General features: G+C 70.4%; 24 protein-coding genes. 11 read left to right on the top strand and 13 right to left on the bottom strand.

Going from position 1 to position 23,186, the window contains the following annotated elements:
* Positions 1-95: 95 nt before the first annotated feature.
* On the bottom strand, positions 96-1,070 hold the full coding sequence (locus C463_RS01605; RefSeq protein WP_008440467.1) for a transcription initiation factor IIB: 975 nt from the start codon (positions 1,068-1,070) through the stop codon (positions 96-98).
* Between the two features lie 246 nt (positions 1,071-1,316).
* Between C463_RS01605 and C463_RS01600 the strand changes: the two genes are divergently transcribed.
* From C463_RS01600 to C463_RS01590, 3 genes are all read left to right on the top strand, one after another.
* Positions 1,317-2,114, top strand: a complete 798-nt coding sequence (locus C463_RS01600; RefSeq protein WP_049905381.1) for a cobalamin-binding protein — start codon at positions 1,317-1,319, stop codon at positions 2,112-2,114.
* Positions 2,111-2,677, top strand: coding sequence for a DUF84 family protein (locus tag C463_RS01595; protein WP_008440465.1), 567 nt, complete (start codon positions 2,111-2,113; stop codon positions 2,675-2,677). Before C463_RS01600 ends, C463_RS01595 begins: the two co-directional genes overlap by 4 nt.
* 166 nt (positions 2,678-2,843) lie before the next feature.
* Positions 2,844-3,098: a DUF7123 family protein gene (locus C463_RS01590; protein WP_008440464.1), complete on the top strand. Its 255-nt coding sequence runs from the start codon at positions 2,844-2,846 to the stop codon at positions 3,096-3,098.
* Positions 3,099-3,119: 21 nt separating this feature from the next.
* On the opposite strand, the gene C463_RS01585 is transcribed toward C463_RS01590, so the two are convergent.
* The 4 genes from C463_RS01585 to C463_RS01570 all read right to left on the bottom strand — a co-directional run bounded on the left by C463_RS01585 (position 3,120) and on the right by C463_RS01570 (position 7,610).
* Positions 3,120-3,728, bottom strand: coding sequence for a winged helix-turn-helix transcriptional regulator (locus tag C463_RS01585; RefSeq protein ID WP_008440463.1), 609 nt, complete (start codon positions 3,726-3,728; stop codon positions 3,120-3,122).
* Between the two features lie 92 nt (positions 3,729-3,820).
* A complete protein-coding gene (locus C463_RS01580) occupies positions 3,821-4,957 on the bottom strand; it encodes an SPFH domain-containing protein (protein ID WP_008440461.1) in 1,137 nt (378 codons plus the stop codon).
* Between the two features lie 135 nt (positions 4,958-5,092).
* Positions 5,093-5,569 carry an SRPBCC family protein gene (locus C463_RS01575; RefSeq protein WP_008440459.1) on the bottom strand — a complete coding sequence of 159 codons (477 nt, stop codon included), beginning with the start codon at positions 5,567-5,569 and terminating at the stop codon, positions 5,093-5,095.
* Positions 5,570-5,606: 37 nt separating this feature from the next.
* Positions 5,607-7,610, bottom strand: coding sequence for a bacterio-opsin activator domain-containing protein (locus tag C463_RS01570; RefSeq protein ID WP_008440458.1), 2,004 nt, complete (start codon positions 7,608-7,610; stop codon positions 5,607-5,609).
* A 259-nt stretch (positions 7,611-7,869) separates the two neighbouring features.
* Between C463_RS01570 and C463_RS01565 the strand changes: the two genes are divergently transcribed.
* Complete coding sequence (locus C463_RS01565) at positions 7,870-9,927, top strand: AAA family ATPase (RefSeq protein ID WP_008440457.1); 2,058 nt, start codon at positions 7,870-7,872, stop codon at positions 9,925-9,927.
* Here the strand turns inward: C463_RS01565 and C463_RS01560 are convergent.
* Both C463_RS01560 and C463_RS01555 read right to left on the bottom strand, forming a co-directional pair.
* Positions 9,924-10,148: a hypothetical protein gene (locus tag C463_RS01560; protein WP_008440456.1), complete on the bottom strand. Its 225-nt coding sequence runs from the start codon at positions 10,146-10,148 to the stop codon at positions 9,924-9,926. The genes C463_RS01565 and C463_RS01560 overlap by 4 nt on opposite strands.
* A gap of 64 nt (positions 10,149-10,212) precedes the next feature.
* Positions 10,213-10,995: a bacteriorhodopsin gene (locus tag C463_RS01555; protein ID WP_080510750.1), complete on the bottom strand. Its 783-nt coding sequence runs from the start codon at positions 10,993-10,995 to the stop codon at positions 10,213-10,215.
* Between the two features lie 177 nt (positions 10,996-11,172).
* Between C463_RS01555 and C463_RS01550 the strand changes: the two genes are divergently transcribed.
* From C463_RS01550 to C463_RS01535, 4 genes are all read left to right on the top strand, one after another.
* Complete coding sequence (locus C463_RS01550; protein WP_008440454.1) at positions 11,173-11,553, top strand: hypothetical protein; 381 nt, start codon at positions 11,173-11,175, stop codon at positions 11,551-11,553.
* 164 nt (positions 11,554-11,717) lie between these two features.
* Positions 11,718-12,308: a hypothetical protein gene (locus tag C463_RS01545; protein ID WP_049905379.1), complete on the top strand. Its 591-nt coding sequence runs from the start codon at positions 11,718-11,720 to the stop codon at positions 12,306-12,308.
* A 130-nt stretch (positions 12,309-12,438) separates the two neighbouring features.
* A complete protein-coding gene (locus tag C463_RS01540) occupies positions 12,439-13,491 on the top strand; it encodes a Brp/Blh family beta-carotene 15,15'-dioxygenase (RefSeq protein ID WP_008440453.1) in 1,053 nt (350 codons plus the stop codon).
* Positions 13,492-13,583: 92 nt separating this feature from the next.
* A complete protein-coding gene (locus C463_RS01535; RefSeq protein WP_008440452.1) occupies positions 13,584-14,324 on the top strand; it encodes a protein sorting system archaetidylserine synthase in 741 nt (246 codons plus the stop codon).
* Between the two features lie 102 nt (positions 14,325-14,426).
* Here C463_RS01535 and psmB read toward each other — a convergent pair whose 3' ends face one another.
* A complete protein-coding gene (gene psmB, locus C463_RS01530; protein ID WP_008440448.1) occupies positions 14,427-15,158 on the bottom strand; it encodes an archaeal proteasome endopeptidase complex subunit beta in 732 nt (243 codons plus the stop codon).
* A gap of 259 nt (positions 15,159-15,417) precedes the next feature.
* On the bottom strand, positions 15,418-15,585 hold the full coding sequence (locus C463_RS19110) for a hypothetical protein (RefSeq protein ID WP_008440446.1): 168 nt from the start codon (positions 15,583-15,585) through the stop codon (positions 15,418-15,420).
* A 359-nt stretch (positions 15,586-15,944) separates the two neighbouring features.
* On the opposite strand from C463_RS19110, the gene C463_RS01525 reads away from it, so the two are divergent.
* On the top strand, positions 15,945-16,625 hold the full coding sequence (locus C463_RS01525) for a uracil-DNA glycosylase family protein (RefSeq protein WP_008440444.1): 681 nt from the start codon (positions 15,945-15,947) through the stop codon (positions 16,623-16,625).
* A gap of 262 nt (positions 16,626-16,887) precedes the next feature.
* Here the strand turns inward: C463_RS01525 and C463_RS01520 are convergent, their stop codons facing one another.
* The 4 genes from C463_RS01520 to C463_RS01505 form a co-directional block, all read right to left on the bottom strand.
* Complete coding sequence (locus tag C463_RS01520) at positions 16,888-18,129, bottom strand: asparagine synthase C-terminal domain-containing protein (protein WP_049905387.1); 1,242 nt, start codon at positions 18,127-18,129, stop codon at positions 16,888-16,890.
* A gap of 5 nt (positions 18,130-18,134) precedes the next feature.
* Positions 18,135-18,818 (bottom strand): PHP domain-containing protein, encoded by a 684-nt coding sequence (locus tag C463_RS01515; protein WP_008440438.1) that lies wholly within the window; start codon positions 18,816-18,818, stop codon positions 18,135-18,137.
* A gap of 442 nt (positions 18,819-19,260) precedes the next feature.
* Positions 19,261-19,533 carry a DUF7513 family protein gene (locus C463_RS01510; RefSeq protein WP_008440437.1) on the bottom strand — a complete coding sequence of 91 codons (273 nt, stop codon included), beginning with the start codon at positions 19,531-19,533 and terminating at the stop codon, positions 19,261-19,263.
* Positions 19,530-21,095, bottom strand: a complete 1,566-nt coding sequence (locus tag C463_RS01505; protein WP_008440435.1) for a Na+/H+ antiporter NhaC family protein — start codon at positions 21,093-21,095, stop codon at positions 19,530-19,532. The genes C463_RS01510 and C463_RS01505 overlap by 4 nt, the downstream gene beginning before the upstream one ends.
* A 354-nt stretch (positions 21,096-21,449) precedes the next feature.
* Between C463_RS01505 and C463_RS01500 the strand changes: the two genes are divergently transcribed.
* Both C463_RS01500 and C463_RS01495 read left to right on the top strand, forming a co-directional pair.
* Positions 21,450-21,917: a 30S ribosomal protein S15 gene (locus tag C463_RS01500; RefSeq protein WP_008440433.1), complete on the top strand. Its 468-nt coding sequence runs from the start codon at positions 21,450-21,452 to the stop codon at positions 21,915-21,917.
* A 39-nt stretch (positions 21,918-21,956) separates the two neighbouring features.
* The gene (locus tag C463_RS01495) at positions 21,957-23,186 is read left to right on the top strand and encodes a hypothetical protein (RefSeq protein ID WP_008440430.1); all 1,230 of its coding nucleotides are present in this window, start codon (positions 21,957-21,959) and stop codon (positions 23,184-23,186) included.

Here is a 23,186-nt window from a genome sequence, read left to right as displayed (position 1 = left end):
TTAGGTGTGTGCGTCTGGGGGAGAGCGGGAAGAATCGGGTCGGGTGAGTCAGGCGCGAAGAAGCGAGTCGGGGGCGGAGAAGCGAGTCGGGTGAGTCAGGCGACGAGGCCGTCCTCGGCCTCCAGCAGCTCGTGGTACCGGTTCCGAATGGTGACCTCGGAGATGTCCGCGACCTCGCTGACGGCGGCCTGCGTCGTCTTCTCGTTGGTGAGCAGGGCGGCGGCGTAGACGGCGGCCGCGGCGAGGCCCACCGGCGACTTGCCGGAGTGGACGCCCTTCTCCTTGGCGTTGCGCAGGAGGCTCTTCGCGCGCATCTCGGACTCCTCTGAGAGCTCTAGGTCGGAGGCGAACCGGGGGACGTACTGCTCGGGGTCCGCCGGCTTCACTTCGAGCTTCAGTTCGCGGACGACGTAGCGGTACGTCCGGGCGATCTCGGCCTTCTCGACGCGGGAGACGTCGGCGATCTCGTCGAGGCTGCGCGGGACGCCGGCCATCCGGGCGGCGGCGTACACGCAGGATGTGGAGACGCCCTCGATGGAGCGGCCGGGGAGGAGGTCCTCGTCGAGCGCGCGGCGGTAGATGACGGAGGCGGTCTCGCGGACGTTGTCCGGGAGCCCCTGGGCCGACGCCATGCGGTCGATCTCGCCGAGCGCCTGCTTCAGGTTGCGCTCCTTGGAGTCGCGGGTGCGGAACCGCTCGTTCCACTTGCGGAGCCGCTGCATCTTCTGGCGCTGTCGCGCGCCGAGCGACCGGCCGTACGCGTCCTTGTCGCGCCAGTCGATGTTCGTCGAGAGCCCCTTGTCGTGCATCGTGTTCGTGGTCGGGGCGCCGACGCGGCTCTTCTCGTCCTTCTCGCGGGAGTCGAACGCGCGCCACTCCGGCCCGCGGTCGACCGAGTCGGCCTCGACGACGAGCCCGCAGTCGCTGCAGACCGTCTCGCCGTGTTCCTCGTCGTTGATGACGTGCCCGCCGCACTCCGGGCAGCTCAGCGTCTCGTCAGTACCCTCCGATTCCTCCTCGTTCGTCTCCGTTCGGGAGCGACTCTCCCGTGTGTGTATTCGTTCACTCATAGCTCGGTTGCCCCCGGAAACTGAAACTGCCCGAGAGCGATCTTGGTTTACCGTCGGCGGAACACAACTTAAAACGACCGGAACGTGTCGCTCGAATCTCGACAAAAGGACACGATCTATCACGTGTTTTTGGCGATCTCCGGATCGGCGGCGTCGCGCGGGCGACCCCGTCAGCGCTCAACCCGACTGCTCCGCCGCGCCGCCCGGACCGAAACCGTTGACACGGTCGCGCCCGGATCGAACGCCATGTCCGCGCCCCGCGTCGTCTCGCTCGCCCCGAGCGCGACCGCGACGATCGCCGCGCTCGACGCCGCAGACCGCCTCGTCGGCGTCACCGCCCACTGCGACCTCTCGGACGACGCCGACGCCGGATCGGCGCACGGCTTCGACTCCCTGCCCGCGGTCGGCGGCTGGCTGAACCCCGACCTCGACCGCGTCGCCGGCCTCAACCCCGACGTCGTCCTCACCAGCGACGGGCTCCAGAGCGACCTCGCCGACGCCTGCCGCGACCGCGGTCTCGCCGTCGCGCACCGCGAGCCCGCGACGCTCGACGACGCGGTTGCCGGGTTCGCGGCCCGCGGGAGCGACGTGGGGCGGCCCGAGGCGGGCGAGCGACTCGCCGCCGACGCCCGCGACCGACTCGACGCGATCGCCGACGCGGTCGCCGACCGCCCCCGACCGACCGTCTACTGCGAGGAGTGGTCCAACCCCCCGATGGCGGCCGGCAACTGGGTCCCCGACGCGGTCCGCGCCGCGGGCGGGCGCTACCCCTTCGTCGAGTCGGGCGAACGGTCCCGCGAGGTCGACTCCGCCGACGTCGAGCGGGCCGACCCCGATCACGTCGTCGTCCACGTCTGCGGCCACGGCGACCGGGTCGACCCCGCGACCGTCGCCGAGCGCGACTGGGTCGACGCCCCGGTCAGCGTGATCGACGACGACCTCCTGAACCAGCCGAGCCCCGCCCTGATCGACGGGGTCGAGCGGCTGGCGCGGTTGCTCCATCCCGAGGCGTTTTCGGCCGCGAGCGACGACGCCCGCCCATGACGACCCTCCGAGTCGGCGTCGGCAGCGGCAACCCGGTGAAGCGGCGCGCGGTCGAACTGGCGCTCGGCGCGGCGGCTGACGACGACCTCCCGGGCGACCCGACCGGCGTCGCGATCGAATCGGTCCCCGTCGACTCCGGCGTGAGCGAGCAGCCGACCGGCCACGCGGAGACGGTCGCGGGCGCCGAGAACCGCGCCGCGGCCGTCCTGAAGGCGGAGTCGGAGGCCGGGCCGACGTACGACCTCGGCGTCGGGATCGAGGGCGGCGTCGCGGGGTTCGACGGGACCGACGGACTCTACCTGATCATGTGGGCGGCGGTGACGGACGGCGACCGCGTCGGCCGCGCCGCCGGGCCGAGCCTCGCGCTCCCCGCGGACGTCGCCGCCCGGATCGCCGACGGGGAAGAGCTGGGCCCGGTGATGGACGACCGCCTCGGCACCGACGGTGTCGCGGAGCGCGGCGGCGCGGCGGGCGCGCTCACGAACGGCCGCGTCGACCGCGCCGAGGCGCTCGCGGCCGGCGTGAGCGGGGCGCTCGGTCCGTTCGTCACCGAACTGTACTGACCCCGACGCGGCGGGATCGGTGCGCCGGTGCCGCGGTTCGAAGGCCGTACCCAAACGGGGTCTTGGGGCGGTACTCACGGGCCCGATGACGCACAAAATCGCCCGACAGCGACGTGTTAATCCGACCTACCAACCGCCTTATGCGGGGTGACGACGTGGTACCCGTATGAGCACGGCCCACCCGGACGCGGTCGCCGCCGAATCGACCGGCCTCTCCGCGAAGCAGGCGCGGATCCTGCGGTACCTCCGCGAGAACGCGGCCGACCGAACGTACTTCAAGTCGCGGCTGATCGCCGACGACCTCGGTCTCTCGGCGAAGGAGGTCGGCGCGAACATGAGCGCCGTCGCCGACGCCGCCACCGAGGTCGACGTCGAGAAATGGGGGTACTCCTCGGGGACGACGTGGATGGTCACGGCCTGACGGCCGCCGTCGCGCTCGGACTCAGGGGTCGTACGCGACCAGCGACGCCGCCTCGTCGGCGAACGCGACGGCCTCGGCGTCGAAGGAGTCCGCGTAGCGAACGACGAGCGTGAGCAGCCGCTCCGGCTCGGTCAGCGCGTAGCCGTCGGTCCGGTCGAGGAGGCCGGCACGCTCCAAATCGGCGGCGGCGGCGCTTATCGTCGGCCGCGAGACGCCGAGGGCGCTCGCGAGGTCGGCGCCGGTCGCGTCGGGGTCGCGCAACAGCGTGAGGATCATCCCGCGCGGCGTCTCCCGACGGAGGTAGCCGAGCGCCCGCTTGTCCGTCTCGTCGAACCGGCCGGCGGGGAAGAAGCGCCGGTAGTCGGCGTCCTTCACCGACTCGATGGCGCCCGCCGCCTCCAGCTTCCGGAGGTGGTACTGGGCCTCGCCGGTGCCGAGGCGGAGGTCGTCGCGGAGCTTCGAGAAGTGCGCGCCGGGGGTCGTCGGCACGTAGCCGCGGATCGCCTCCCGCGTCTCGTTCTCGTCGTCGGCGTCGTCGGCGCTCGCGGTTCCCACGAACGGCGCGGCCGCTCCGACGGCGGCGAACCGGCGGAGCGTCTCGCGTTTCTGTCCGTCGAACCCCTCTGTCACGGCCGTACTAGTTTACGCCCCGACAAAAACACTTCGCTCGGAATATCCGTCCACGACAAAAAACCGCGGTCTCGACGGCGCTTCGCGCCGATCTACTCCTCTTTCTCGACTTCCGCGGGCGCCTCCTCGTCGTCCATCTCCTGGATGACCTCGTCCGCGGACCGGATGCTCGCGCCGGCGTCGCCCGCTTTCACGGCCTCGGCCTCCTTCTCGAGCTCCTCGACGTTCATCTCCGCGGACTCCTCGATCTGCCCGAGGATCTCGTCGATGTCGTCGAGGCCGAGCATCTTCCGCGTGTCGGCGTCGAACTCCTTGCCGTCGAGCCCCTCCATCTCCTGAACGTCGGAGCCGGAGAGGGCCTTGCCGTAGCGGCCGACGAGGCTGGTGAGCTCCTGCGGGAGGACGAACGTGGTCGACTCGCCCTTCCCGATCTCTTCGAGCGTCTCCATGCCGCGCTCGATGATGGCGCGCTCGCCCATCGACTCTGCGGAGCGTGCGCGGAGGACCGTCGAGATGGCGTCCCCCTGCGCTTCGAGGATCTGGGACTGCTTTTCACCCTGCGCGCGGATGATGTTGGACTGCTTGTCACCCTCGGCCTGCTCGACCGCGGAGCGGCGTTCCCCCTGCGCTTCGAGGATCATCGCGCGGCGGCGGCGCTCGGCGGAGGTTTGCTGCTCCATCGCCTGCTGGACGTCCTTCGAGGGGTTGACCTCGCGGACCTCGACGCTCTCGACGCGGATCCCCCACTCGTCGGTCGGCTCGTCCAGCTCTTTTCGGATCTTCGCGTTGATCTCCTGCCGCTTGTTCAGCGTGTCGTCGAGTTCCATGTCGCCGAGGACCGCCCGGAGGGTGGTCTGCGCGAGGTTCGAGACGGCCTTCTTGTAGTCGTCGACCTCCAGGAACGCCTTCTTCGCGTCCATCACCTTGATGTAGACGACGGCGTCGGCGGTCACCGGTGAGTTGTCCCGCGTGATCGCCTCCTGGCGGGGGACGTCGAGCGTCTGGGTCCGCATGTCGAACGGGTACGTGCGGGAGACGAACGGCGGGATGAGGTTGATGCCCGGTTCGAGCAGCTTGCGGTACTCGCCGAAGACGGTGAGCGTCTTCTTCTCGTAGGCGTCGACGATCTCGAACGACTGCCAGAGCGTGACGATCACGAGCAGGAGCGCGAGCAGGCCGACGCCCACGAGCCCGAGACCGAGCCCGGATTGGAGGGTGATTGGATCCATACCTCTCGTTTGGGTCATCGCACGCTTAATAGTTCGCCCGCCGCCCCCGAATCGCTGTGCCGTCTCCCGTCGACTCGCCGCCGTCCGGTCTCGAGGCGGCCGACGAGAACGTCGCGACGAGCCGACGAGAACTCGCTACGAGTCCGCGTCGAACTCCGCCGCGACGTTCTCCAGCGCCGCCCGGAGCTGCCGCTCGTTGAACCGGCGGATCGCGGGCGCGCCGGCCCTCGTGAGCGCGTTCTCCGGCAGGTCGTACGTCGCGGCGTACGTCAGCTCCGTTCCCCCGTCGACGGGCGCGATCCGGAGGTCGATGGTGCCGGTGAGGCGGCCGCGGAGCTCGAAGGCGTGGCGCTCGGGCGGCTCGTGGACGGTCTGGACGATCTCGCCGTCGATCCCGACCCCTGCCATCCGGTAGGTGTACGAGAGCCGCTTCCCACCGTTCTCCAGCGGTTCGACGTCTCTCACGTCCGTGATCCCGGGCGTGATCGCCGCGTGGTTCGCCGGGTCGTCGAGGAACGCGAACAGGGCCTCCGGATCGGCCGCGACGACCATCGTGTCGCTCGCGGCGAACGGGTCCGCCATCGCCTCCGCGTCCGACTCCTCGTCGGTCATTGGCCGCCCCGTTCGAGGGTCGCGGCGCGCTCCCGACTCATTCGCTCGGCCGCGGGTCGACGTACGCCTCGACCAGCTTCCGCTCGGCCGCGCGGAGGTGCTGGTGGAACGTCTGTCGGGTGATCCCCATCTGCGCCGCGATCTCCGAGCCGTCGACCGGCCGCGGCCACTCGAAGTACCCGTTCAGCTCGGCGGTCTTCAGGGCGGCGCGCTGCCGCTCGGTGAGCCGCTCGTCGACCGCGGCGGCGAACTCCGCGACGGTGCGGTCCCGGCTCTCGCGCTCGACGCGCGACCGGAGCTCGACGCCCTCGTACTCCGCGCGGAACACGTCGAGGATCGACCGGACGTCGTGTTCCGGCGGCGCCTCGATCGTCAGGGTCGCCCCGTCCGCCGTGGCGGTCGCCTCGGCGACGACGACGCCGTGGTCGGCCAGCTGCGTGAACGGCGGCGACTCGGTGATCGTGACGGCGAAGCTGACGCCGTCGTTCGTCTCCGAGACTGTCCGCATCGACTCGACCAAGGAGCGCGCCGCGAGCTCGTCGAGGCTCACGCCCTCGCCGTCGACCCGGAAGTACAGCTCGCAGGCGTCGTCGTCGAGCCGCGTCGTCCCGAGGTGTTCGACCGGCTCCCCGACCGCGTCGGCGATCCGCGCGAGCGACGCGGTCGGATCGCGGATCTCGACGACGAGCTCCACGACGCGGTCGGTCGTGAGTATCTTCGTCGTCTCGAGCGAGTGGAGCCCGTTCGCGATCATCTTTCCGACGGACTCGCACACTCGCCGCTCGCGGCGGTCGAGGACATCTGCCCCGCTGCCGTAGATCCCGAGGAGGCCGTACCGCCGCTCCCCGTAGGTGAGCGGGACGACGAGCAGCCGCCGACCGCCGACCGCCGACGGTTCGAGCGGCCCGTCCGCCGCGTTCTCTATCGAGCCGCCGCGGAGCTCCTCGGTCTCGATCGCCTCTCGGACCTCGGTCGGCGTCTCGTCGACGTCGAACGACGCGCCGGCGTCGACCGACACGCCGCTCGCGGCGCGGATCTCGAGGCGCCCGGTCGCCGACGAGACCTCCCCGATCCAGCCGCCGGCGTACCCCGGCTCGCCGGCGACGACCTCGCACACGCGCTCCGGGATGACGCTCGGGTCCCGGTTCTCGACGAGGATGCGACTGATCTCGCTCAAGAGTCCGTTCACCCGACCGAGTACCCGATCGAGCGAGCGCCGCTCGGTCGCGAGCTTCTCGGCGCGCTCCTCGGCCAGCCGCTCCGCCTCCTTCCGGTCGCTGATGTCGTTCTGGAAGCCGACGTAGTGAGCCAGATCGCCCGCCTCGTCGTATATCGGCGCGACCGTCAGCTCGTTCCAGAAGGGCGTCCCGTCGCGCCGGTAGTTCCGGATCTCGACGGTCACCTCCTCCTCGTTCGCGATCGCCTCTCCGACTTCTTCGACGGTCTCCGGGGCCGTCTCCGGGCCTTGGAGGAATCTGGGGTTCCGGCCGAGCGCCTCCTCGACCGGGTAGCCGGTGTGTTCCCCCCACGCGTCGTTGACGTACACGAGGGGGTAATCCGAGAGGTCCGGGTCGCTGATGCTGATCCCGATCGGAGCGTCCTCAACCGCGCGCCGCACCTCCGGCGCGGACGGCTCGTGGTCGGACACGTCCTGTCGCGGCTCCGAGGTCGGCACTCCCGAAGAGACCGTCGAGACGTCGGAGACGAGCCGCTCGATCGACGCCGACCCGTTCTTCTGGAGGAACCTGTCGACGCCGTTCTCGAAGGCGGCCTCCGGGACGCCCTCCTCGTCCGTCTCGGTGAACATCACGACGGGGACGCCCGCGTCGGACTCCTCGATCGCGGTCGCGAGGGCCACCCCGTCGTCGCCGGCCAGGGCGTACTCGCTGACGACGCAGTCGTACTCGCCGGTCATCGCCTTCGCGACAGCGGACGACGCCGTGTCCGTGCGCGTCACCTCGAACCCGGCGGCGTCGAGCGCCGTCTCTATCCGTTCGCTCCCTTCCTCCGGGTGAACGAGGAGCGCCCGAGCATTCGCCATGATAGCCCGTTCGCACCGATAGGGGTTAATGGTTGCCTGCGTTCCGAGCAGCCGATTCGTCGGTGTTCGACCGGCCGACAGGGGAGGGGGACGCCAGACTCCGGGAATCCCCGGACCGTGGGAACCCCCAGACCGTGGGAGCCGCCGGACCGTGGCTGTCCAGTTAGGCCCGGTTACTTTGCGCTCGCCCGGCGTGGAACGGACGTATGGTGTCGACCGTCGCCGCCGAGGAGTCGCCCAGCGAGCGGGCCCGCGGAACATGAGCGTGCGCATCCCCGTCCGGGAGCCTCCCACGTCGGTCCCCGGGGACCGCGTCGGCCTCCCCGAAGCCGTTCTCGACGACCTCGGGATCGGCCTCGGCGACTCGGTGACCGTCGAGGGGGCACGGCGCGTCGCCGCCCCGGTCGTCGCGGTCGACGACGGGGCGCGGGCCGTCTTCCTGCCCGAGCGGCTTCGCCGGACCGCCGGACTCGACCCGAGCGAGACCGCCACCGTGGCGCCGTCGGCCCTCCCGGTCGCGTCGTCGGTCACGCTGCGGCTCCGCCAGTCGGTCGACTTGGAGCGGAGCGAGGACGCGATCCGCCGCCGGCTCGACAGGCGGGTCGTCGCCGTCGGCGACGCGGTCGAGGTCACGCGCCTCGGGGGGGCGCTCACCCTCCGGTTCGACGTGCGGGACGTGGCCCCCTCGTCGCCGGCGGTCGTCGGCGACGAGACCGAGATCACCGTCGCCGACGCGGGCGACCCGGACGTCGTCGCAGAGCGCCCAGACGGCGTCGGGACCGGCGACGGCTTCGTCCCGACGGCGACGTTCGATCGCCTCCGCGACGCGGTCGCGACTCGCTTCGACGCGGCCGAGACCTTCGAGTCCGCGGGGTCCCCGACGCTCGGGCTGCTCCTCCACGGGCCGCGCGGATCGGGGAAGACGACGCTCGTCGAGGCCGTCGCGGCCGCGACCGACGCGACGCTCGTCCGCGCCTCCGCGGCCCGGCTCCGGGGCGAGCGGGCGAGCGACCGGTCGGACCGGCTCGACCAAGTCGTCGAGGCCGTCCCGACGGGGGAGCCCACCGTGGTTCTCCTTGACGACTTCGAGGCGCTCGGGGCCGACGACGGCGGCTCCGCGCTGGCGGACCGCTTCCGGTCGACGGTCGACGAACTCCGCGCGGGCGACCGGACGGTCGTGATCGGTGTGACGACCGACCCGAGCGGGGTGCCGTCGGCGCTGCGCCGCGGCGGTCGGTTCGACCGCGAGGTCGAGGTCGAGCCCCTGACGGCGGCGGAGCGTGCGACTGCGCTCGAAGCGCTCTGCGCGGGCGCGCCGCTCGCGATGGACGTCGACCTTGAGGCGATCGCCGCGCGGCTCAACGGCTACGTGTTCGCCGATCTGGGCGTCCTCACGGACGCCGCGCTGGAGCGGGCGGTCGGCCGCGACGGCCGGGCCGCGATCCGGATGGCGGACTTCGAGGCCGCGCTCGACGACGTCGAGCCCAGCGGGCTCCGCGAGGTCACCGTCGAGTTCCCCGCCGTCGGCTGGGACGAGGTCGGCGGGCTCGACGACGCCAAGCGCGAACTGGTGCGCGCGGTGTACTGGCCGCTGGAGTACGCGGACCGCTTCGCGGCGCTGGGGATCGAACCGCCCTCCGGCGTGCTGCTGTACGGGCCGCCGGGGACCGGGAAGACGCTGCTCGCGCGCGCCGCGGCGAGCCTCAGCGACGCGAACTTCATCCCGGTGAACGGGCCCGAACTGCTCGACAAGTACGTCGGCGAGTCGGAGAAGGCGGTCCGGGACCTGTTCGCCACGGCGCGCGAGAACGCGCCGGCGGTGGTCTTCTTCGACGAGGTCGACGCCATCTCGCCGAAGCGCCGGGGCGACGACACGGGCGCCGGCGAGCGCGTGGTGTCCCAACTGCTGACCGAACTCGACGGGCTGGAGCCGCTCACCGACGTCGCCGTCATCGCGGCGACGAACCGCCCGGAGAGCATCGACGAGGCGCTCCTCCGTCCGGGCCGGATCGAGAAGGCAGTCGAGACGCCGCTCCCGGACCGCGAGGCGCGCCGCGAGATCCTGCGGATCCACGCCCGGGAGATGCCGGTGGCGTCCGGCGTCGACCTCGACTCCGTCGCCGACCGGGCCGCCGGGTACAGCGGCGGCGACATCGCGGCGCTGGTCCGGGAGGCCGGGCTGCTCGCGATCGAGGACGCGATCGTCGACGACGGTCCGCCCGCAGAGGCTGTCGTCGGGCGCGATCACTTCGAGCGCGCGCTGGCCGAGACGTCGCCCTCGACCCGCGACGGGAAGGGCGACGCCGAACCGTCCTAGCTCGGCTCCTCGTGGAGGTTGAGGACGAAGTAGACGACGCCGCCCATGGCGAGCAGCTCCAGCGCCGCCATCGTCCAGAACCGCACGTTGAGTCCGCCGCTCGGCCCCTGTAGCGTCGGGATCAGGAATATTCCGACGAGCGCGACCGCGGCGCACGCTCCCAGCCCGACGACGGACCGCGTGTTCAACGCTGGCGGCTGTTCGGTGGTTGTGTCGGTCATGGTGAAAATGAAGGGTGGAGACGGTTGAACCGTGCTGTTCGATTGCGTCGAGCGGATCCGCCGATCAGTCGGCGGCGGAGGCCTCGGCGCCCGCGGAGGGCTCCGGAGCCTCGGTGTCGCCGAGGATGGCGCGGCTGCGGAGCAGGATGAAGCCGAAGCCGACCTTGGCCGTCACGTCGAGAACCATGAACAGCAGGGTCTCGACGCCGAGGCCGACGACGCCGGCGCCCTCAGTGCCGATGATCCACAGGATCGGGTAGGCCGTCCAGAGGATCAACACCAACGCCGTGAGGGTGTTAAAGGTGCTCGCGACCTCGGGGCCGCGCTCTTTCGCCGCGCTGCGGAGGCTCGTGGCGAGGAAGTACAGCACGACGATCATACAGATCGTGCTGAACAGCCACCACGTGTACCGCGCGACCGGCTGCTGCGAGAGCGCGCCGATGAGACCGGTGACGATCATCAGCGCGTCGACGCCGATGAGCGTCCCGATGCTCACGCGGTCGACCTTCGCCAGCAGCGCGAGGTCGAGCAGCAGCAGCGGCGTGGTGAACAGCCAGTCCGCGTACCGCGCGTAGTAGATGCGGAGCGTCTCCTCTCCGACTACGACGTCCGATGCGCCGATACCGAAGAACATCGACAGGTACGCTGCCGATGCGATCCCCGGCACGAGGATCGTGATTGCGTAATACTCACGGGCCTCCTTGTCAGTGACCCCCCATCCTTTGACGATGAAGTAGAAGGTCCCGATGAGCATTAGTAACGTTCCGATACCCAACCAAAGTGTCTCGGGGCGGTCGCCCCCGAGCAGGTCGTATCCGACGCCTGCCGTTAGCGCTATCGGGTCCATACCCACTTCTTGATACAGTATATATTCTATTCAGATCGATGCCAACCCAGTCAGGTATCGGCGTTCGCGGACGGTCGATCTCGGGGCCGGATCGAGGCCGATCGTCGTCGCCGAACCGAGTCTCGGGGAGACGTTGTCGGCCCGAAAGTAATGGGTCTCTGGCTCTAGGTGTGTCACATGGCCGACGACGACACCGAAGCGGAGGCGGAATCGACCACCGAGACCACCGAGGAGAGAGAGGCCGAAGCGGCGGCGACCGACGACGTCACCATCGACGTCGAGGCGATAGACGAGTACGAACGGCGCATCGAGGACCTGTCCGAGGCGGTCGAGGAGCGCGACGAGACAATCGAGGAGCTCCGGTCGGTCGTCGAGGAGCAGTCCGAGCAGATCGAGACGCTCGAGGGACAGTTCCTCGACCTGTCCGCGCGCGTGGCGGACGGCCGGAACCTCGGCGTCTGCCCCGAGTGTAACGGCCCCACCGAGAAGAAAGAGCGGCTGTTCCGCTCGGACACGATCGAGTGTACGCGCTGCGGCGAAGTGATCCACACGTACTGAGTCGGCTCCGAACTCCTCACTCTCCTCTCAGCGCGTCGCCAAACGGAAACTCGGGTCGGTGAACCCCTCCGTTCTGAACCGGTTGTGGTCAGTACAGCTGAGGTAGTTGTCGAGACTCTGTTCGTCAAAAGAGCCTTATGAACGATGTCGGTAATCGATTACAAATGAATCGGCGCGAGATAATCGGTCTCGGCGGACTCGGCGCACTCGGCGGCGGTGGTGCGATCGTCGGTACGACTCTGTATGGCTCATCTAAGCTTGACCTCGAACGAGACGGCGACAGTACCGTTGTCCGCAAGGATGGTGAGCAGATTGATTCCCTCGAACATGTTGTTACCACGGTCGAGTACGATGGCGCGATTCTCGGAATCTCAACCCCCCACCGATCGAATGTTCAAAAGACGGAAGTAGCGGTCGTCTGGGCGATACGACGGGACGGACTTTGGGCAGACGTCACCGTCGAACTCGTGACATCCGGTGACGTGAGGACATCACTGAGTCGTGGGACGGCGACAGTCTACGGTTCGACGTGGAGGTCGCCTTGGGAAACCGAGGGGTCAAGTCGTTCGAAGCGCCGATACGCGTATCGGACAGGAACGACCGCTGGACGGCTCGGGTTGCTACACACGGTTTTCGAGACGACTGAGTCTGAGAATGAGGTGATCGAACTCGAAGCTCGGCTGTCGGCACGCTCGCTTACCGGCTCTCGGGTCGAACTCACTACACAGACTGAACTGATTTCCACCCTCAATTAACATGTACTCTTGACCGACCGGCTGTTTCAGCTACAATATGTATAGAAATAACGCCCTCGCAGAGCCGAGAATATAAAAGCCCGAATTATGGCAACGAGGTCCTAACCCCGTAACGCCCCTATTAATGCCCATGTCGACGTCGACGGCGAGTCCGGTGCGGCAGCTCCTCGGTGAACCGGAACGGACGGTAATCGGCGCGTCGCGCGCGGCGTTGCTCCTGCTCGCGGTCGGGTCCGGCGCGCTGTCCGCGGCCGGCACCGACCTGTCGCTCCGGACCCAGATGATCGCGTACCTCGTCGGGATGGTCGCGCTGAACCTCCCGCACGGGGGATACGAACACTTCTCGAACCTCCGCAGGCGGGGGCTCCCGTTCGGCGCGCGCTACGTGGCGCTGTACCTCGGCTTCGTCGCCTCGTTCGTGGCGCTGTTCGTCGTCGCCCCGCTGCCAGCGCTCGCGCTCTCCTTCGGCACGGCGGTCGCGAAGGGGGGGCACGGCGACCTCCGCGTAATGGACGCGCTGGTCGGGACGGACCACCTCGCGACCAGACCGCAACGCGCGCTGGCCGCGCTGGTCCGCGGCGGGGCCGTGATGGTCGTCCCCGCCGTCTTCTGGACGGACACCTTCTACGGCTTCACCGGCATCATGCTGGGCGTCTTCGACGGCCAGTTGGCCGGGCCGGCCGCCTCGAACCCCGAGGGGTTCACCACCGTGCTGGGCGGCGCGTTCGGACTGGCGGTGCTCGCGCACCTCGGCGGCGGCCTCGCGACCAGCCTGCGCTCGACCGGCGGCGTGAGTCGGTCGTGGCTCCTCGACGCCGCGGAGACGTTGCTGCTCGTCGCGTACTTCGCGCTGGTGCCTGTCGTGGTCGCAATCGGGCTCTACTTCCCGCTGTGGTACTCGCTCCGGCAGTCGGCGCGGAGCATGGTCGTCGAGCGGGAACAGCCGGACCGGACCGAGGGCGTCTCGCTCGTCGTCGCGTGGGGGGTCCTCGTCGTCGGCGCGCTGGTCACGGCGAGCGTCGCGGCCGCCCTGTGGACCGTCGCGCCGAACCCGCTGGCCGGCGGCACGCTCCTGTCCGGGGCCGTCGCCTTCTACACCATCTTCGTCTGCGTCATCGCGATGCCGCACGTCGTCGTCGGCGAGTGGCTCGACTTCGGGCGCGGCATCTGGTACGTACCCTGACCCCCGGCGCGAACCCGCACTTCGAGGCCGGCGGTTCGCCCGCGGTCGACGAGATAACAAGCCCTAAAACCCGGCTCGTCGACCGATACGGTATGCCTCTGCGGTTCGCTCGGCGGCTCGGGCTCGCGGACGCGGTGACCGTGGCCAACGCCGCCGTCGGCTTCCTCGCCGTCGTCGCCGCGACGGTCGACGTCGCGCTCGCGGCCCGACTCGTCCTCCTCGCCGCGGTCGCGGACGGGCTCGACGGCGTCGTCGCCCGCCACCGCGGGTCGACGCCAGCCGGGCCGTACCTCGACTCGCTGGCCGATGTCGCGTCCTTCGGCGTCGCGCCCGCCGCGCTCGTGGCGGCGGTCGTCCGCGACGGCCGCTCGTTCGCGACGGATCCCGTCCTCGTCGGCGCCGGCGTCGGCGCGGGCGCGCTGTTCGTCGCCGCCGCGGTCGCCCGGCTCGGCCTCTACACGGTCGACGAGGACGGCGCCCGCGAGACGGTCGGCGTCCCGACCACGCTGGCGGCGACGGTGCTCGCGGCCGCCGTCATCGCCGGCTACACCGCCCCGCTCCTCCTCGTCGCGGCGACGACGGCGTTCGCGCTGCTCATGGGGTCGACCGTCACGTACCCCGACCTCCACGCGCAGGACGCGCTCGTGATGGGCGTCGTACAGGCGGCGGTGATCCTCACACCCGCCGGCCACATGGCGACGAGCGCGCTCCCCGCGTGGATCGGCGAGGGGTTCGCGTTCGCGCTGCTGTTCCTCTCTTCCGGCTACCTCCTCCTCGGCCCGCGGTTCTACTGGGGCGACGGGATTCAGGCGCCGCCGGGGCTGCGTCGGTGAGATAGATCGGCGGACGAACCGGTCGGTGGAGGGACGAACCAGCCGGTATGAAGTCGAGTCGTCGCGAGAAAACGCCGTCGCGGGGGGAGCGTCGGAACGCGTCTACAGCAGGTCGTCGAAGTCCTTGTACCGGGTGATGTCGACGCCGTCGTCGGTGACGACCGCGACGTTGATTCCGTTGCCGGAGGCGAGGTCGCGCTCGACCGCGGACTGGATCGCCTTCGCGGCGATGTTCTTCGCCTCGTCGATGGTGACGTCGTCGTCGTACTCCTGTTCTAAGACACCGAGCGCGTACTGCGACCCGGAGCCGGTGACGGTGTACTCCTCCTCGGTCGTGCCGCCGAGGGCGTCGATGGAGTAGATGTGCGCGCCCTCGTCGTCGACGCCGCCCAGGATCGGCTGGACGATGTAGAACGCCCCGGAGCGGAGGAGGTTCCCCGTCAGGGTCGACAGCGCCTCCATCGACATGTCCTTGCCGCGACGGGCCTCGTAGAGGCTCGTCTCGGCGCGGAGCGTCGAGATGAGGTTCTGTGCCGCCGAGACGGAGCCCGCGATGGTCAGGGCGCCCCGGGGGTGGATCTCCTCGACCTTCTGGACGTCCTTCGAGGAGACCATGCCGCCGAGGGAGGCGCGCATGTCGGTCGCCATCACGACGCCGTCGTCGGCCTTGATACCGACGGTGGTGGTTCCGGTCTTCATCTCGCCGTCGCCCTCCGCCTTCGCGGCGCGGCGCTCGCTGTGTTCGAACTCGCCGAGTTCCGGTCCGAAGACAGGCTGGTCGCGGCCCAGGTCGGCGGCCGGCCCGTCGGAGAGGTCGCCAGTCGGTGTTCGCATTAAGCGTTCGTTGGCTCGGCGCGCTGATAAAGGCAACCCTTCGGGGGCCGCCGACCGGTTCCGACGGGCCTATCCGTCGCCGAACCGCGACCGGCCGACTGAGGCGGGGGACGCCGGATCACGGTGGGCCTCGAAGCGAGCGCTGCGGGGGCACGACAGGTGCGAGGAGAGCGGTGCGGGATCGCGGATTTCGGAGAACGGTCTCGCGGCCGCTCGGCGTCGGGTCGGCCACGGAGAACGAGCTACTGCTGGCGCGCGATCACTCCTCGTCGACGGCCTCGGTGGTGGTCTCGACGAGCCGGCCGACGGGGACGTTGATACCGAGGCGCTGACGCGCGAAGACGGCCATCGGGAACAGCGAGATACCGACGGCGACGGTCGCTTGGTGCAGCCCGAAGAGGGCCGCGGTACGGATGCGGTCGAACATTGAACTTCTGTCACACCCCAACGGAGGGGAATATAAATATCTTCCGTGCCCGGCGCCCCGCTCGATCCGCCGCTGTCTTGCGGTTTCCGGTCATTAATTAACGATACTGAAACTACCGCCGCTCCGGGCCGATCGACGCGTATCCCAAGCCGGTCGGACGGCGTTTATTCCCATAACTTACGAGAATCTATGGGGACTCGTGCGCCTCGCATCAGTGTCTCTGGGGCGGCGCGGTGGGACCCGTCTGGCGGGTGCGGAGCGACCTGTCCGGCGGGCCCGGCGCGACACGTCGAACCGGATGCGGACCGGGTCGTCCCGGACCGAACGGGATTTAACCGAATGCGCACCTACCGTGTCGCGTGAAGAACGTCACGGACCGGATCCGGAACCCCTTCGGGATGCGTCCCGACTGCCCGTCGTTCGTCCCCGGCTACGGCGACGCCAACGCCGACTTCCACGTCGTCGGCGATTACCCCGGCGTCCACGGCGGGACCGCGGCGGGCGTTCCCTTTACCGGAGAGGCGTGGTCGCCCGCGTTCCTGTCGGCGCTCTCGGAGGCCGGACTGATCGCGGGGCTCGCCGACGGCGTCGCCCCCGACGGCGTCGCGAGCGACGGCGACCCGACGGCGGTCGATCCAGTCCGGACCGACCGGACGTTCCTCTCGTACCTCCACATGTGCGAGAGCGAGGGGTCGCCGGACGACGCCGCCTACGACGACATGGAGCGGTTCTTCGACGCCGAGCTCCGCGCCATCGCGGCCCACGTGCTGCTCCCGGTGGGGGCGCGGGCGACCGAACACGTCCTGGAGAACTACACCGCACGGGCTTGGAAGACCGAGGTCGACATGGACGGGCTCCACGGCGAGGAGCTGCTCGGCGCGGGTTGGCTCGTCGTCCCGATCAAGGACCCGGCCGACTGGACCGACGGCGACGCCGACCGGCTCGTCGACTCGCTCGGGGAGCTGCGCTCGACCGACTTCCGACGCGAGAGCGACCTCGGACGGTTCGTCGCCGGTAGCGACCCGTATCTGGTCCGCTGACGCGCGCGCGGACGGCTCCGCAGGCCCGAAATCGGCGCTTTTCCGCCGGAAGTACGTGAACTTTCCCCGGCAAAGCGTGTTCTCGACGCGGCGATCCGACAATAATCAACCCAATCTGCGGACGATCGTTTTCTATCTCGCCCGTGAGGGTGTCATATTTGTCGCTACTGTCCGTATTTTATACCTGTCCCGCCGATCTCTGAACAGACGCCCGACCGATCGGGCGTCGGCCGCAGGACTGGTACTCCACGCGGCGACTTGGTCAGATCCGGCCCTCACCGGCCGGTTTTTCCTCGGCGCACAGCGCCTCGACGTACTGTCCGACGTGGTCGTCCATGCGCCGCTTGTAGCCCGCCTGCCGGGCGAGCCGATCGAGTTCGCGCGAGACGTACGTGCCGTACTGGACCGCCTTCTTGTCCGCGGCGTGGACCGATTCTGGCACGCGCTCGGTCGCGACCCGACGGAGCGCGACCTTCCGCTCGTCGCCGGCGACGAGGAGGTCGTCGGGGAGCGCCAGCGCGGCGGCGACGACCCGGTCGTCGAGCAGCGGCGTCACCGGTTCGACGCCGGTGGTCCGGAGCGCGAGGACGTCCCGCTCCAGTTGGTCCGGCAGCGTGCGGACGGTCTCGGTGCGTGCCCCGCGGACGGTGTCGGCCTCGACGCGGGGGTCCTCCGCCGGGTCGACGACCTTGCTGTAGCCGCCGAACAGCTCGTCGGCGCCCTGCCCGACCGCGAGCCGGTCGAACCCGTCCGCGGCGGCCGCCTCGGCCGTCAGGAACAGCGGCACCGCGATGGCGACGTCCATCGGATTCCGGCGACCGGTCGCGGCCGCGACCGCGCGGACGGCGCGTCTGAGGTCGTCGTGCGTGATTTCGACGACCCGCAGGTCGCGCTCCATCGCGTTCGCGGCGTTGCGCGCGGCGGCGACGTCGTGGCTCCCCTCGAAGCCGGCGACGTAACAGGGGGCCTCCGGGACGGCGGCCGCGACGAGCCCGGAGTCGACGCCGCCGGAGAAGGCGACCGCGAGGTCGTCCGCTTCAGCCTCTGCGGAGAGGTCGGCGAGCGCTCCGCTCACCGCGCCGTCGACCGTCGACAGCGCGGCCTCCCGGTCCGCGGTCGGGCCGAGATCAGGGAGCCGCCAGACGCGCTCGGTTCCGGCCGCCGACACGACGCTTCCGGCCGGGACCGACGCCGGATCGGCGAGTGCGCCGCGGTCGAAGGCCCACGCGTCGGGGTCCGTCGGCCGCCGGTCGGTCTCGGGGTCGAGCGCCTCGCGCTCGACGAACAGCGGCTGCCGGCCGAGGGCGTCGCGGACGAGGACCGGCTCGTCGCGGTCCGACCCGTCACGGTTTCGTGGGTCCGGACTCGGCGAGTCTGGACTCGGCGGATCGGCCAACAGACCGGCGAAGCCGCGCCCGCCGGGAAGGGGGGCGGCGTCGCGGAGCGCGGCGCGGACGCGGTCCGCGGCGGCGCCGCGCAGATCGGACGGATCGGGACCACTCATCGCGGTCACCGGAGGGCGTCGAGCGCGCGGAGCGCGCGGCGCTTGGCGCCCCCGCCGAACTGCTTGAGCGAGATCCGCCACGGGGTGCGCTTGCCGACGACGCTGGTCCGGCCGTCCTTGATGCCGTCGAGGATCGCGGCCGCGGAGCGCTCGTCGGCGCCGACCTCCGTCACCGCCTGCCCGACCATCTCGGAAATGTGGGCGTCGCTGCCGGCGGTCATCGGGAGGCCGTTGCGGACGGCGAACTTCTCGGCCTGTCGGTTCGAGCGCCCGGTGAACAGCCGGGAGTTGTACACTTCGAGGGCGTCGGCGCTCGCCAACTGCTCGTCGCTGATGTGCGCGGCGACGCCGTGGCGGGACTTCTGGAAGGGGTGGGGGACGACCGCGATCCCCCCCTGATCGCGGATCCGGTCGAGCGTCTCGTCGAAGGGGAGGCCGCTCTCGACGCGCTCCTCGATGCCGAACCCGAGGACGTGTCCGACCGCCGAGGTCACCTCCATGCCGACGATGCCGACGAGGCCGTAGTCGGGGGCCTTCTCGGCCGCCTCGATGCTGGCGTCGATCTCGTCGTGGTCGGTGACGGCGAGCGCGTCGAGCCCGACCCCGGCCGCCTGCTCCAAGAGGAGGTCGACCGGGTCGCGCCCGTCGTACGACAGCGCGGAGTGCGCGTGTAGCTCGACCGATAGCACGTCCGTCGATTTGAGCGTGGTCATAAAAAGCGCCCCGGTCCGCGCCGGTTCCCGTCGATCCGCGGCGGTTGAACCACGATACGGCGATGTGACACTTAAACGGTCACTCGCGGTGGCGCGTGCCTGCGAGCGGGCCGCAGGCCCGCGAGTCAGCACGCGCGAGGGACGCGGTGAGCGCTCGAAGAGCGCGAACCGCGAGGTTGGGGAGGTCTGAGGTGCGGTCGCGGTGCTGTGCGGGGCGGGACTCAAAGGGGCAGCCGCGAGGACGACGGCGCGCGACGCAAGCACCGCAGTGAGTGAGCGGAGCGAACGAATGAGGAGCGCAGCGAGCGCACCGAGTCCTCGCGGCTGGGGCTTTGGCGGTGTTCGCAGTCCTGTTGTCGATTACCCATCACCGAACAGCGGGAGCAAAAAAACAAAAATCCGAATCTCTCGACGCTATTTAAAATGCGCTCTCGCCCACCGTCTTCCGGTAGGTCGCCCTCCCGGTGTGGGTCGCGTCGTCCCACGACTCCACGTCGACGATGATCCGAGTGTTGAGCGCGTCTTCCGGTGCGCCCTCGATCCGGAGCGTCGAGTCGCCGATGCGGGCCACGACCTCGCCGCTTCGGTCTCCCTCCCCGGTCACCATCACCTCGATCACGTCGCCGGCCGCGTAGTCCGGCTTCGATCCCCGGAACGACCAGCCGGCGAGGAACTTCTCGAAGGCGCTCATGCGCGCGACACCTCCTCGGAGACGCGGTCGGGAATGTACTCTCGCCCGAAGCCGGTGATCGCGGCGAGTATGAAAATCGCCACGAGGAACCAGCCGTGGAACACGTACGGGACGACCTCGATCGGATTGACGATCATCTCGGGGCCGTACTCGGCGCCGAGGCCGTCGGGGCCGACCATCACCTGGTAGCCGACCAGCACGCCGCCCGCCCACGGGAAGATGTAGCCAAGCGCGGAGGTGTTGGCGTCGAGGATGTTCGCGCGACGGTAGCCGTTGATGTTGAACTTCTCGCCGATGCGGGCGACGTACGGGGCGATCGCGATCTCGGCCGCCGTGTTGATCGTGATCATCCCGTTGATCGCCGCGGTGCCGAGGACCATCGTCAGCTCGGCCCGGCGGACCGTCGTCGCGACGCGGTCGAGGAGGAACGTCTGGATCGCCTCGAAGCCGCCGCCGCGGATCATGATCTGCGCCATCGCGACGATGAGCAGCGTGAGGACGATGAGCGGGAAGAAGCCGACCGCGCCGGCGTAGAGGCTCCCGCCGACCCCGGCGGTCTCGCCGACCACGACGACCGGCAGGCCGGAGAGCGCCCCGGCCTCCGTGACGGTGAACGCGACGATGTCGCTCGCGCTCGATAACCCGAACAGGAGGTTGAAGCCGATCGCCACGAGCAGGCCCCACGAGATCGCCTCGACGATGTGGCGGCCGGCCACCGCGGTGAGGATGACGATCCCCATCGAGAGCAGGTGGACGAGCCCGAGCGCGTTCGCGGACTCGCGGAGCGCGACGGCGCCCTCCAGCTCCACGCCGGACATGACGGAGCCGGCGATCAGGTACGCGGCGAACGCCGGGATCGCCGCCGAGATCGCGTACTTGAACCGCGAGGCGACGACGCCGCCGATGTCCGCGTCTTGGGTCACCGCGCTCACGATCGTCGTGTCGCTGACGGGCGCGAGGTTGTCGCCGAAGACGGCGCCCGACAGGATCGCGGCGAACAGCAGGACGGGGTTCGCGCCGATCAGGACGCCGGCCGGGAAGAACAGGGTGACGAACGCGACGGTCGCGCCGTACCCCGTCCCGATGCCGGTCGCGAGGAGGCCACAGAGGATGAACGCGGCCGCGGGGAACGTCGTCGCGCCGACGTTGAGCGCGTCGGCCGCGAAGATCAGCCCGCCGACGAAGCCGCCGACTTGGAGCGTCTCGGCGAACATCCCGGCCCACAGCCACGCGACGATGGCCGTCGCGGCCACGCGCTGGGTCATCCCCTCGAAGATAGTGTCCGCGTACGCCTTCCAGTCGCCGCGGACGAGGAACATCCCGAGGGTCGTCCCGATCAGGGCGCCGACGACGAGGCCGTTGGTGTCGCCGATGCCGAGGACGCCGCTCTGGAAGATCGCCCACGCGATGAAAAAGACGAGCGGGACCGTACTCGCCCACTTCCCCCCGCGGAACTCGATCCGCGGGCCGTCGCTGTCTTGATCACCGACGCCGAACTCGCTTCCGTCGGGCGGTTCCCCGCCGTCGGTCGCCGGCGGAGCCGCGTCTCTCGTTTCGGTCATTTGTCGGTCACATCCCTCCGCAGACCGACGGCCCACCTAAATCCCCGTGTCCGCTCCGTCAGACAGATCGGCCGGGCTCCCCCGACGGAGCCGCCTCGCCGCGGGACAAGAACACGCTTAAGAACCCCGACGGCGACCCCTCACACGGGAACAGCACAGCTGCAGATCCGACTCGCCGGGGCTCTTTCGCCCGCGGCTTGGGAATGTAGCAGTGCGCCGACGCCTCCGGCGTCGCGGTCGGGCGGTCCGCTCGCGCGGATCGGCCGGTCGGATCGCTCGTCCCGCGAGCGATCCGTAGCCGCGCCGCGCGGAGTCGCGGTCACGTTGCGGTTGTGCCGTTCCAACTCACAGACAATGGCACGAATGCACACGCGCCGTCGCGGTTCGTCCGGTTCGGACAAACCGGCGACGGACGAGACCCCGGAGTGGAGCGACGTCGACGCCGAGGACATCGAGTCCCGCGTCGTCGAACTGGCGGAGCAGGGCCACGACCCAAGCGTCATCGGCCTCAAACTGCGCGACGAGGGCGTCAAGGGCGTCCCGGTCCCCGACGTGAAGCTGGCGACCGGCAAGAAGGTCACCGAGATCCTCGAAGACCACGACGCCGGCGCCGACATCCCGGAAGACCTCCGCAACCTCATGTCGCAGGCGATCCGCCTGCGCGAGCACATGGAGGAGAACGGGCAGGACCACCAGAACAAGCGCGCGCTCCAGAACACGGAGTCGAAGATCCGCCGCCTCGCGAACTACTACCGCGGCGACGAGATCGACGAGGAGTTCACGTACACCTACGAGAACGCCGTCGAGTACCTCGAGGAGTAAGCGGCTCCCGCGGCGACAGTTGCCCACGAGACCCAACCCATGACCGAAGCGACGTCCGCCACGCCCGCCCCCGACGCGCTCGCCGGCGTCCTCGCAGACGCGCCGTTCGTCCGGCTCGTCGCGACCGACGACGGCGACGCGCTGGCAGCCGCCGGGCTGCTCGCGCGAGCGCTCCGAGCGACGGGCACGCCGTTCCAGGCGCGCGTCGATCCCGACCCGGTCCCCGACGACGTCGACGACGGCGTCGCGGTGGCCGTCGGCGTCGACCGCGGCCCGCACGCGATCCACGCCGAGGGACGGCCGGTCAGCACGGCGGCCTACGCGGTCGCCCGCGCGCTCGGCGTCGAGCCCGACCCCGTGGTCGCGCTCGCCGGCGTCGTCGCGGCCGGGTCGATCCCCGGCGCCGACGGCTCGGGCGACGCGCTCGACGCCGCGGAACGCGCCGGCCGCGTCGAGCGGCGACCCGGCGTCGCGCTTCCCGTTTCGGGCGGCGACGACGGCGCCGAGGCCGCGCCCTCGCGGCCCGAGGCCCTCGCGGCCTCGACGCTCGCTCGGACGCCGTACTCGGGCGACCCTGAGGGCGCGCGAGACGCGCTCGCCCCGCTGGGACTGCCGGCCGACCCCGACTCGGACGACCGGCGGCGCTTCGCGTCGCTGGTCGCGGTCGACGCGGTCGACGGCGACGACGCGAGCGAGCGCTCGGCCGCGGCGGTCGAGCGCGCGCTCCGCCCGTACGCGACTGACGGCCCGTTCGAGACGGTCGGCGGCTACGCCGACGTGCTCGACGCGCTCGCTCGGGAGGCGCCCGGGACGGGCGTCGCGCTCGCGCTCGCGAGCGACCCCGACCCGTCGCTCCGGACGGCCGCGCTCGACGCCTGGCACCGCCACGGACTGGCGGCGCACCGCGCGCTCGACGACGCGACGGTCGGCCGGTACGACGGCTGCGTCGTCGCCCGCGTCGACGCGTCCGCGACGGTCCTGCCGACGGTCGCCCGGATTGTCCGGGACTTCCGGTCGCCGGAGCCCGTCGCGGTCGCGCTCGACGAGGGCGCGGGCCGGCTCGCGGCCGCGGCCGTCGATGGCGGCCGCGCAGCCGGCGACGCGGCCGCCGACCCCGTCCGCCTCGGCGACGCCTGCCGGACCGCCGCCGGCGAGGTCGGCGGCGACGGCTGGGGGACCCCCGCCCGCGGCGGGATCGCCGTCGAGCCCGACGGCCCCGGTGAATCCGACATCACGGCGGCGCTCGCCGCGCTCCGGGAGGCGATCTGA

It is taken from the genome of Halorubrum californiense DSM 19288 (assembly GCF_000336875.1).
GTDB lineage: Archaea > Halobacteriota > Halobacteria > Halobacteriales > Haloferacaceae > Halorubrum > Halorubrum californiense.
Note: the sequence above shows the minus strand (reverse complement) of the source record. Positions and strands in the feature narration are given on the sequence as shown.

Coding starts and splice junctions, on each gene's coding strand:
- C463_RS01595 (WP_008440465.1), top strand. CDS start 2,111: ATGACGACCCTCCGAGTCGGCGTCGGCAGCGGCAACCCGGTGAAGCGG.
- C463_RS01605 (WP_008440467.1), bottom strand. CDS start 1,070: ATGAGTGAACGAATACACACACGGGAGAGTCGCTCCCGAACGGAGACG.
- C463_RS01540 (WP_008440453.1), top strand. CDS start 12,439: ATGTCGACGTCGACGGCGAGTCCGGTGCGGCAGCTCCTCGGTGAACCG.
- C463_RS01545 (WP_049905379.1), top strand. CDS start 11,718: ATGAATCGGCGCGAGATAATCGGTCTCGGCGGACTCGGCGCACTCGGC.
- C463_RS01495 (WP_008440430.1), top strand. CDS start 21,957: ATGACCGAAGCGACGTCCGCCACGCCCGCCCCCGACGCGCTCGCCGGC.
- C463_RS01575 (WP_008440459.1), bottom strand. CDS start 5,569: ATGACCGACGAGGAGTCGGACGCGGAGGCGATGGCGGACCCGTTCGCC.
- psmB (WP_008440448.1), bottom strand. CDS start 15,158: ATGCGAACACCGACTGGCGACCTCTCCGACGGGCCGGCCGCCGACCTG.
- C463_RS19110 (WP_008440446.1), bottom strand. CDS start 15,585: ATGTTCGACCGCATCCGTACCGCGGCCCTCTTCGGGCTGCACCAAGCG.
- C463_RS01560 (WP_008440456.1), bottom strand. CDS start 10,148: ATGACCGACACAACCACCGAACAGCCGCCAGCGTTGAACACGCGGTCC.
- C463_RS01520 (WP_049905387.1), bottom strand. CDS start 18,129: ATGAGTGGTCCCGATCCGTCCGATCTGCGCGGCGCCGCCGCGGACCGC.
- C463_RS01505 (WP_008440435.1), bottom strand. CDS start 21,095: ATGACCGAAACGAGAGACGCGGCTCCGCCGGCGACCGACGGCGGGGAA.
- C463_RS01580 (WP_008440461.1), bottom strand. CDS start 4,957: ATGGATCCAATCACCCTCCAATCCGGGCTCGGTCTCGGGCTCGTGGGC.
- C463_RS01500 (WP_008440433.1), top strand. CDS start 21,450: ATGGCACGAATGCACACGCGCCGTCGCGGTTCGTCCGGTTCGGACAAA.
- C463_RS01535 (WP_008440452.1), top strand. CDS start 13,584: ATGCCTCTGCGGTTCGCTCGGCGGCTCGGGCTCGCGGACGCGGTGACC.
- C463_RS01590 (WP_008440464.1), top strand. CDS start 2,844: ATGAGCACGGCCCACCCGGACGCGGTCGCCGCCGAATCGACCGGCCTC.
- C463_RS01510 (WP_008440437.1), bottom strand. CDS start 19,533: ATGAGCGCCTTCGAGAAGTTCCTCGCCGGCTGGTCGTTCCGGGGATCG.
- C463_RS01555 (WP_080510750.1), bottom strand. CDS start 10,995: ATGGACCCGATAGCGCTAACGGCAGGCGTCGGATACGACCTGCTCGGG.
- C463_RS01570 (WP_008440458.1), bottom strand. CDS start 7,610: ATGGCGAATGCTCGGGCGCTCCTCGTTCACCCGGAGGAAGGGAGCGAA.
- C463_RS01550 (WP_008440454.1), top strand. CDS start 11,173: ATGGCCGACGACGACACCGAAGCGGAGGCGGAATCGACCACCGAGACC.
- C463_RS01600 (WP_049905381.1), top strand. CDS start 1,317: ATGTCCGCGCCCCGCGTCGTCTCGCTCGCCCCGAGCGCGACCGCGACG.
- C463_RS01565 (WP_008440457.1), top strand. CDS start 7,870: ATGAGCGTGCGCATCCCCGTCCGGGAGCCTCCCACGTCGGTCCCCGGG.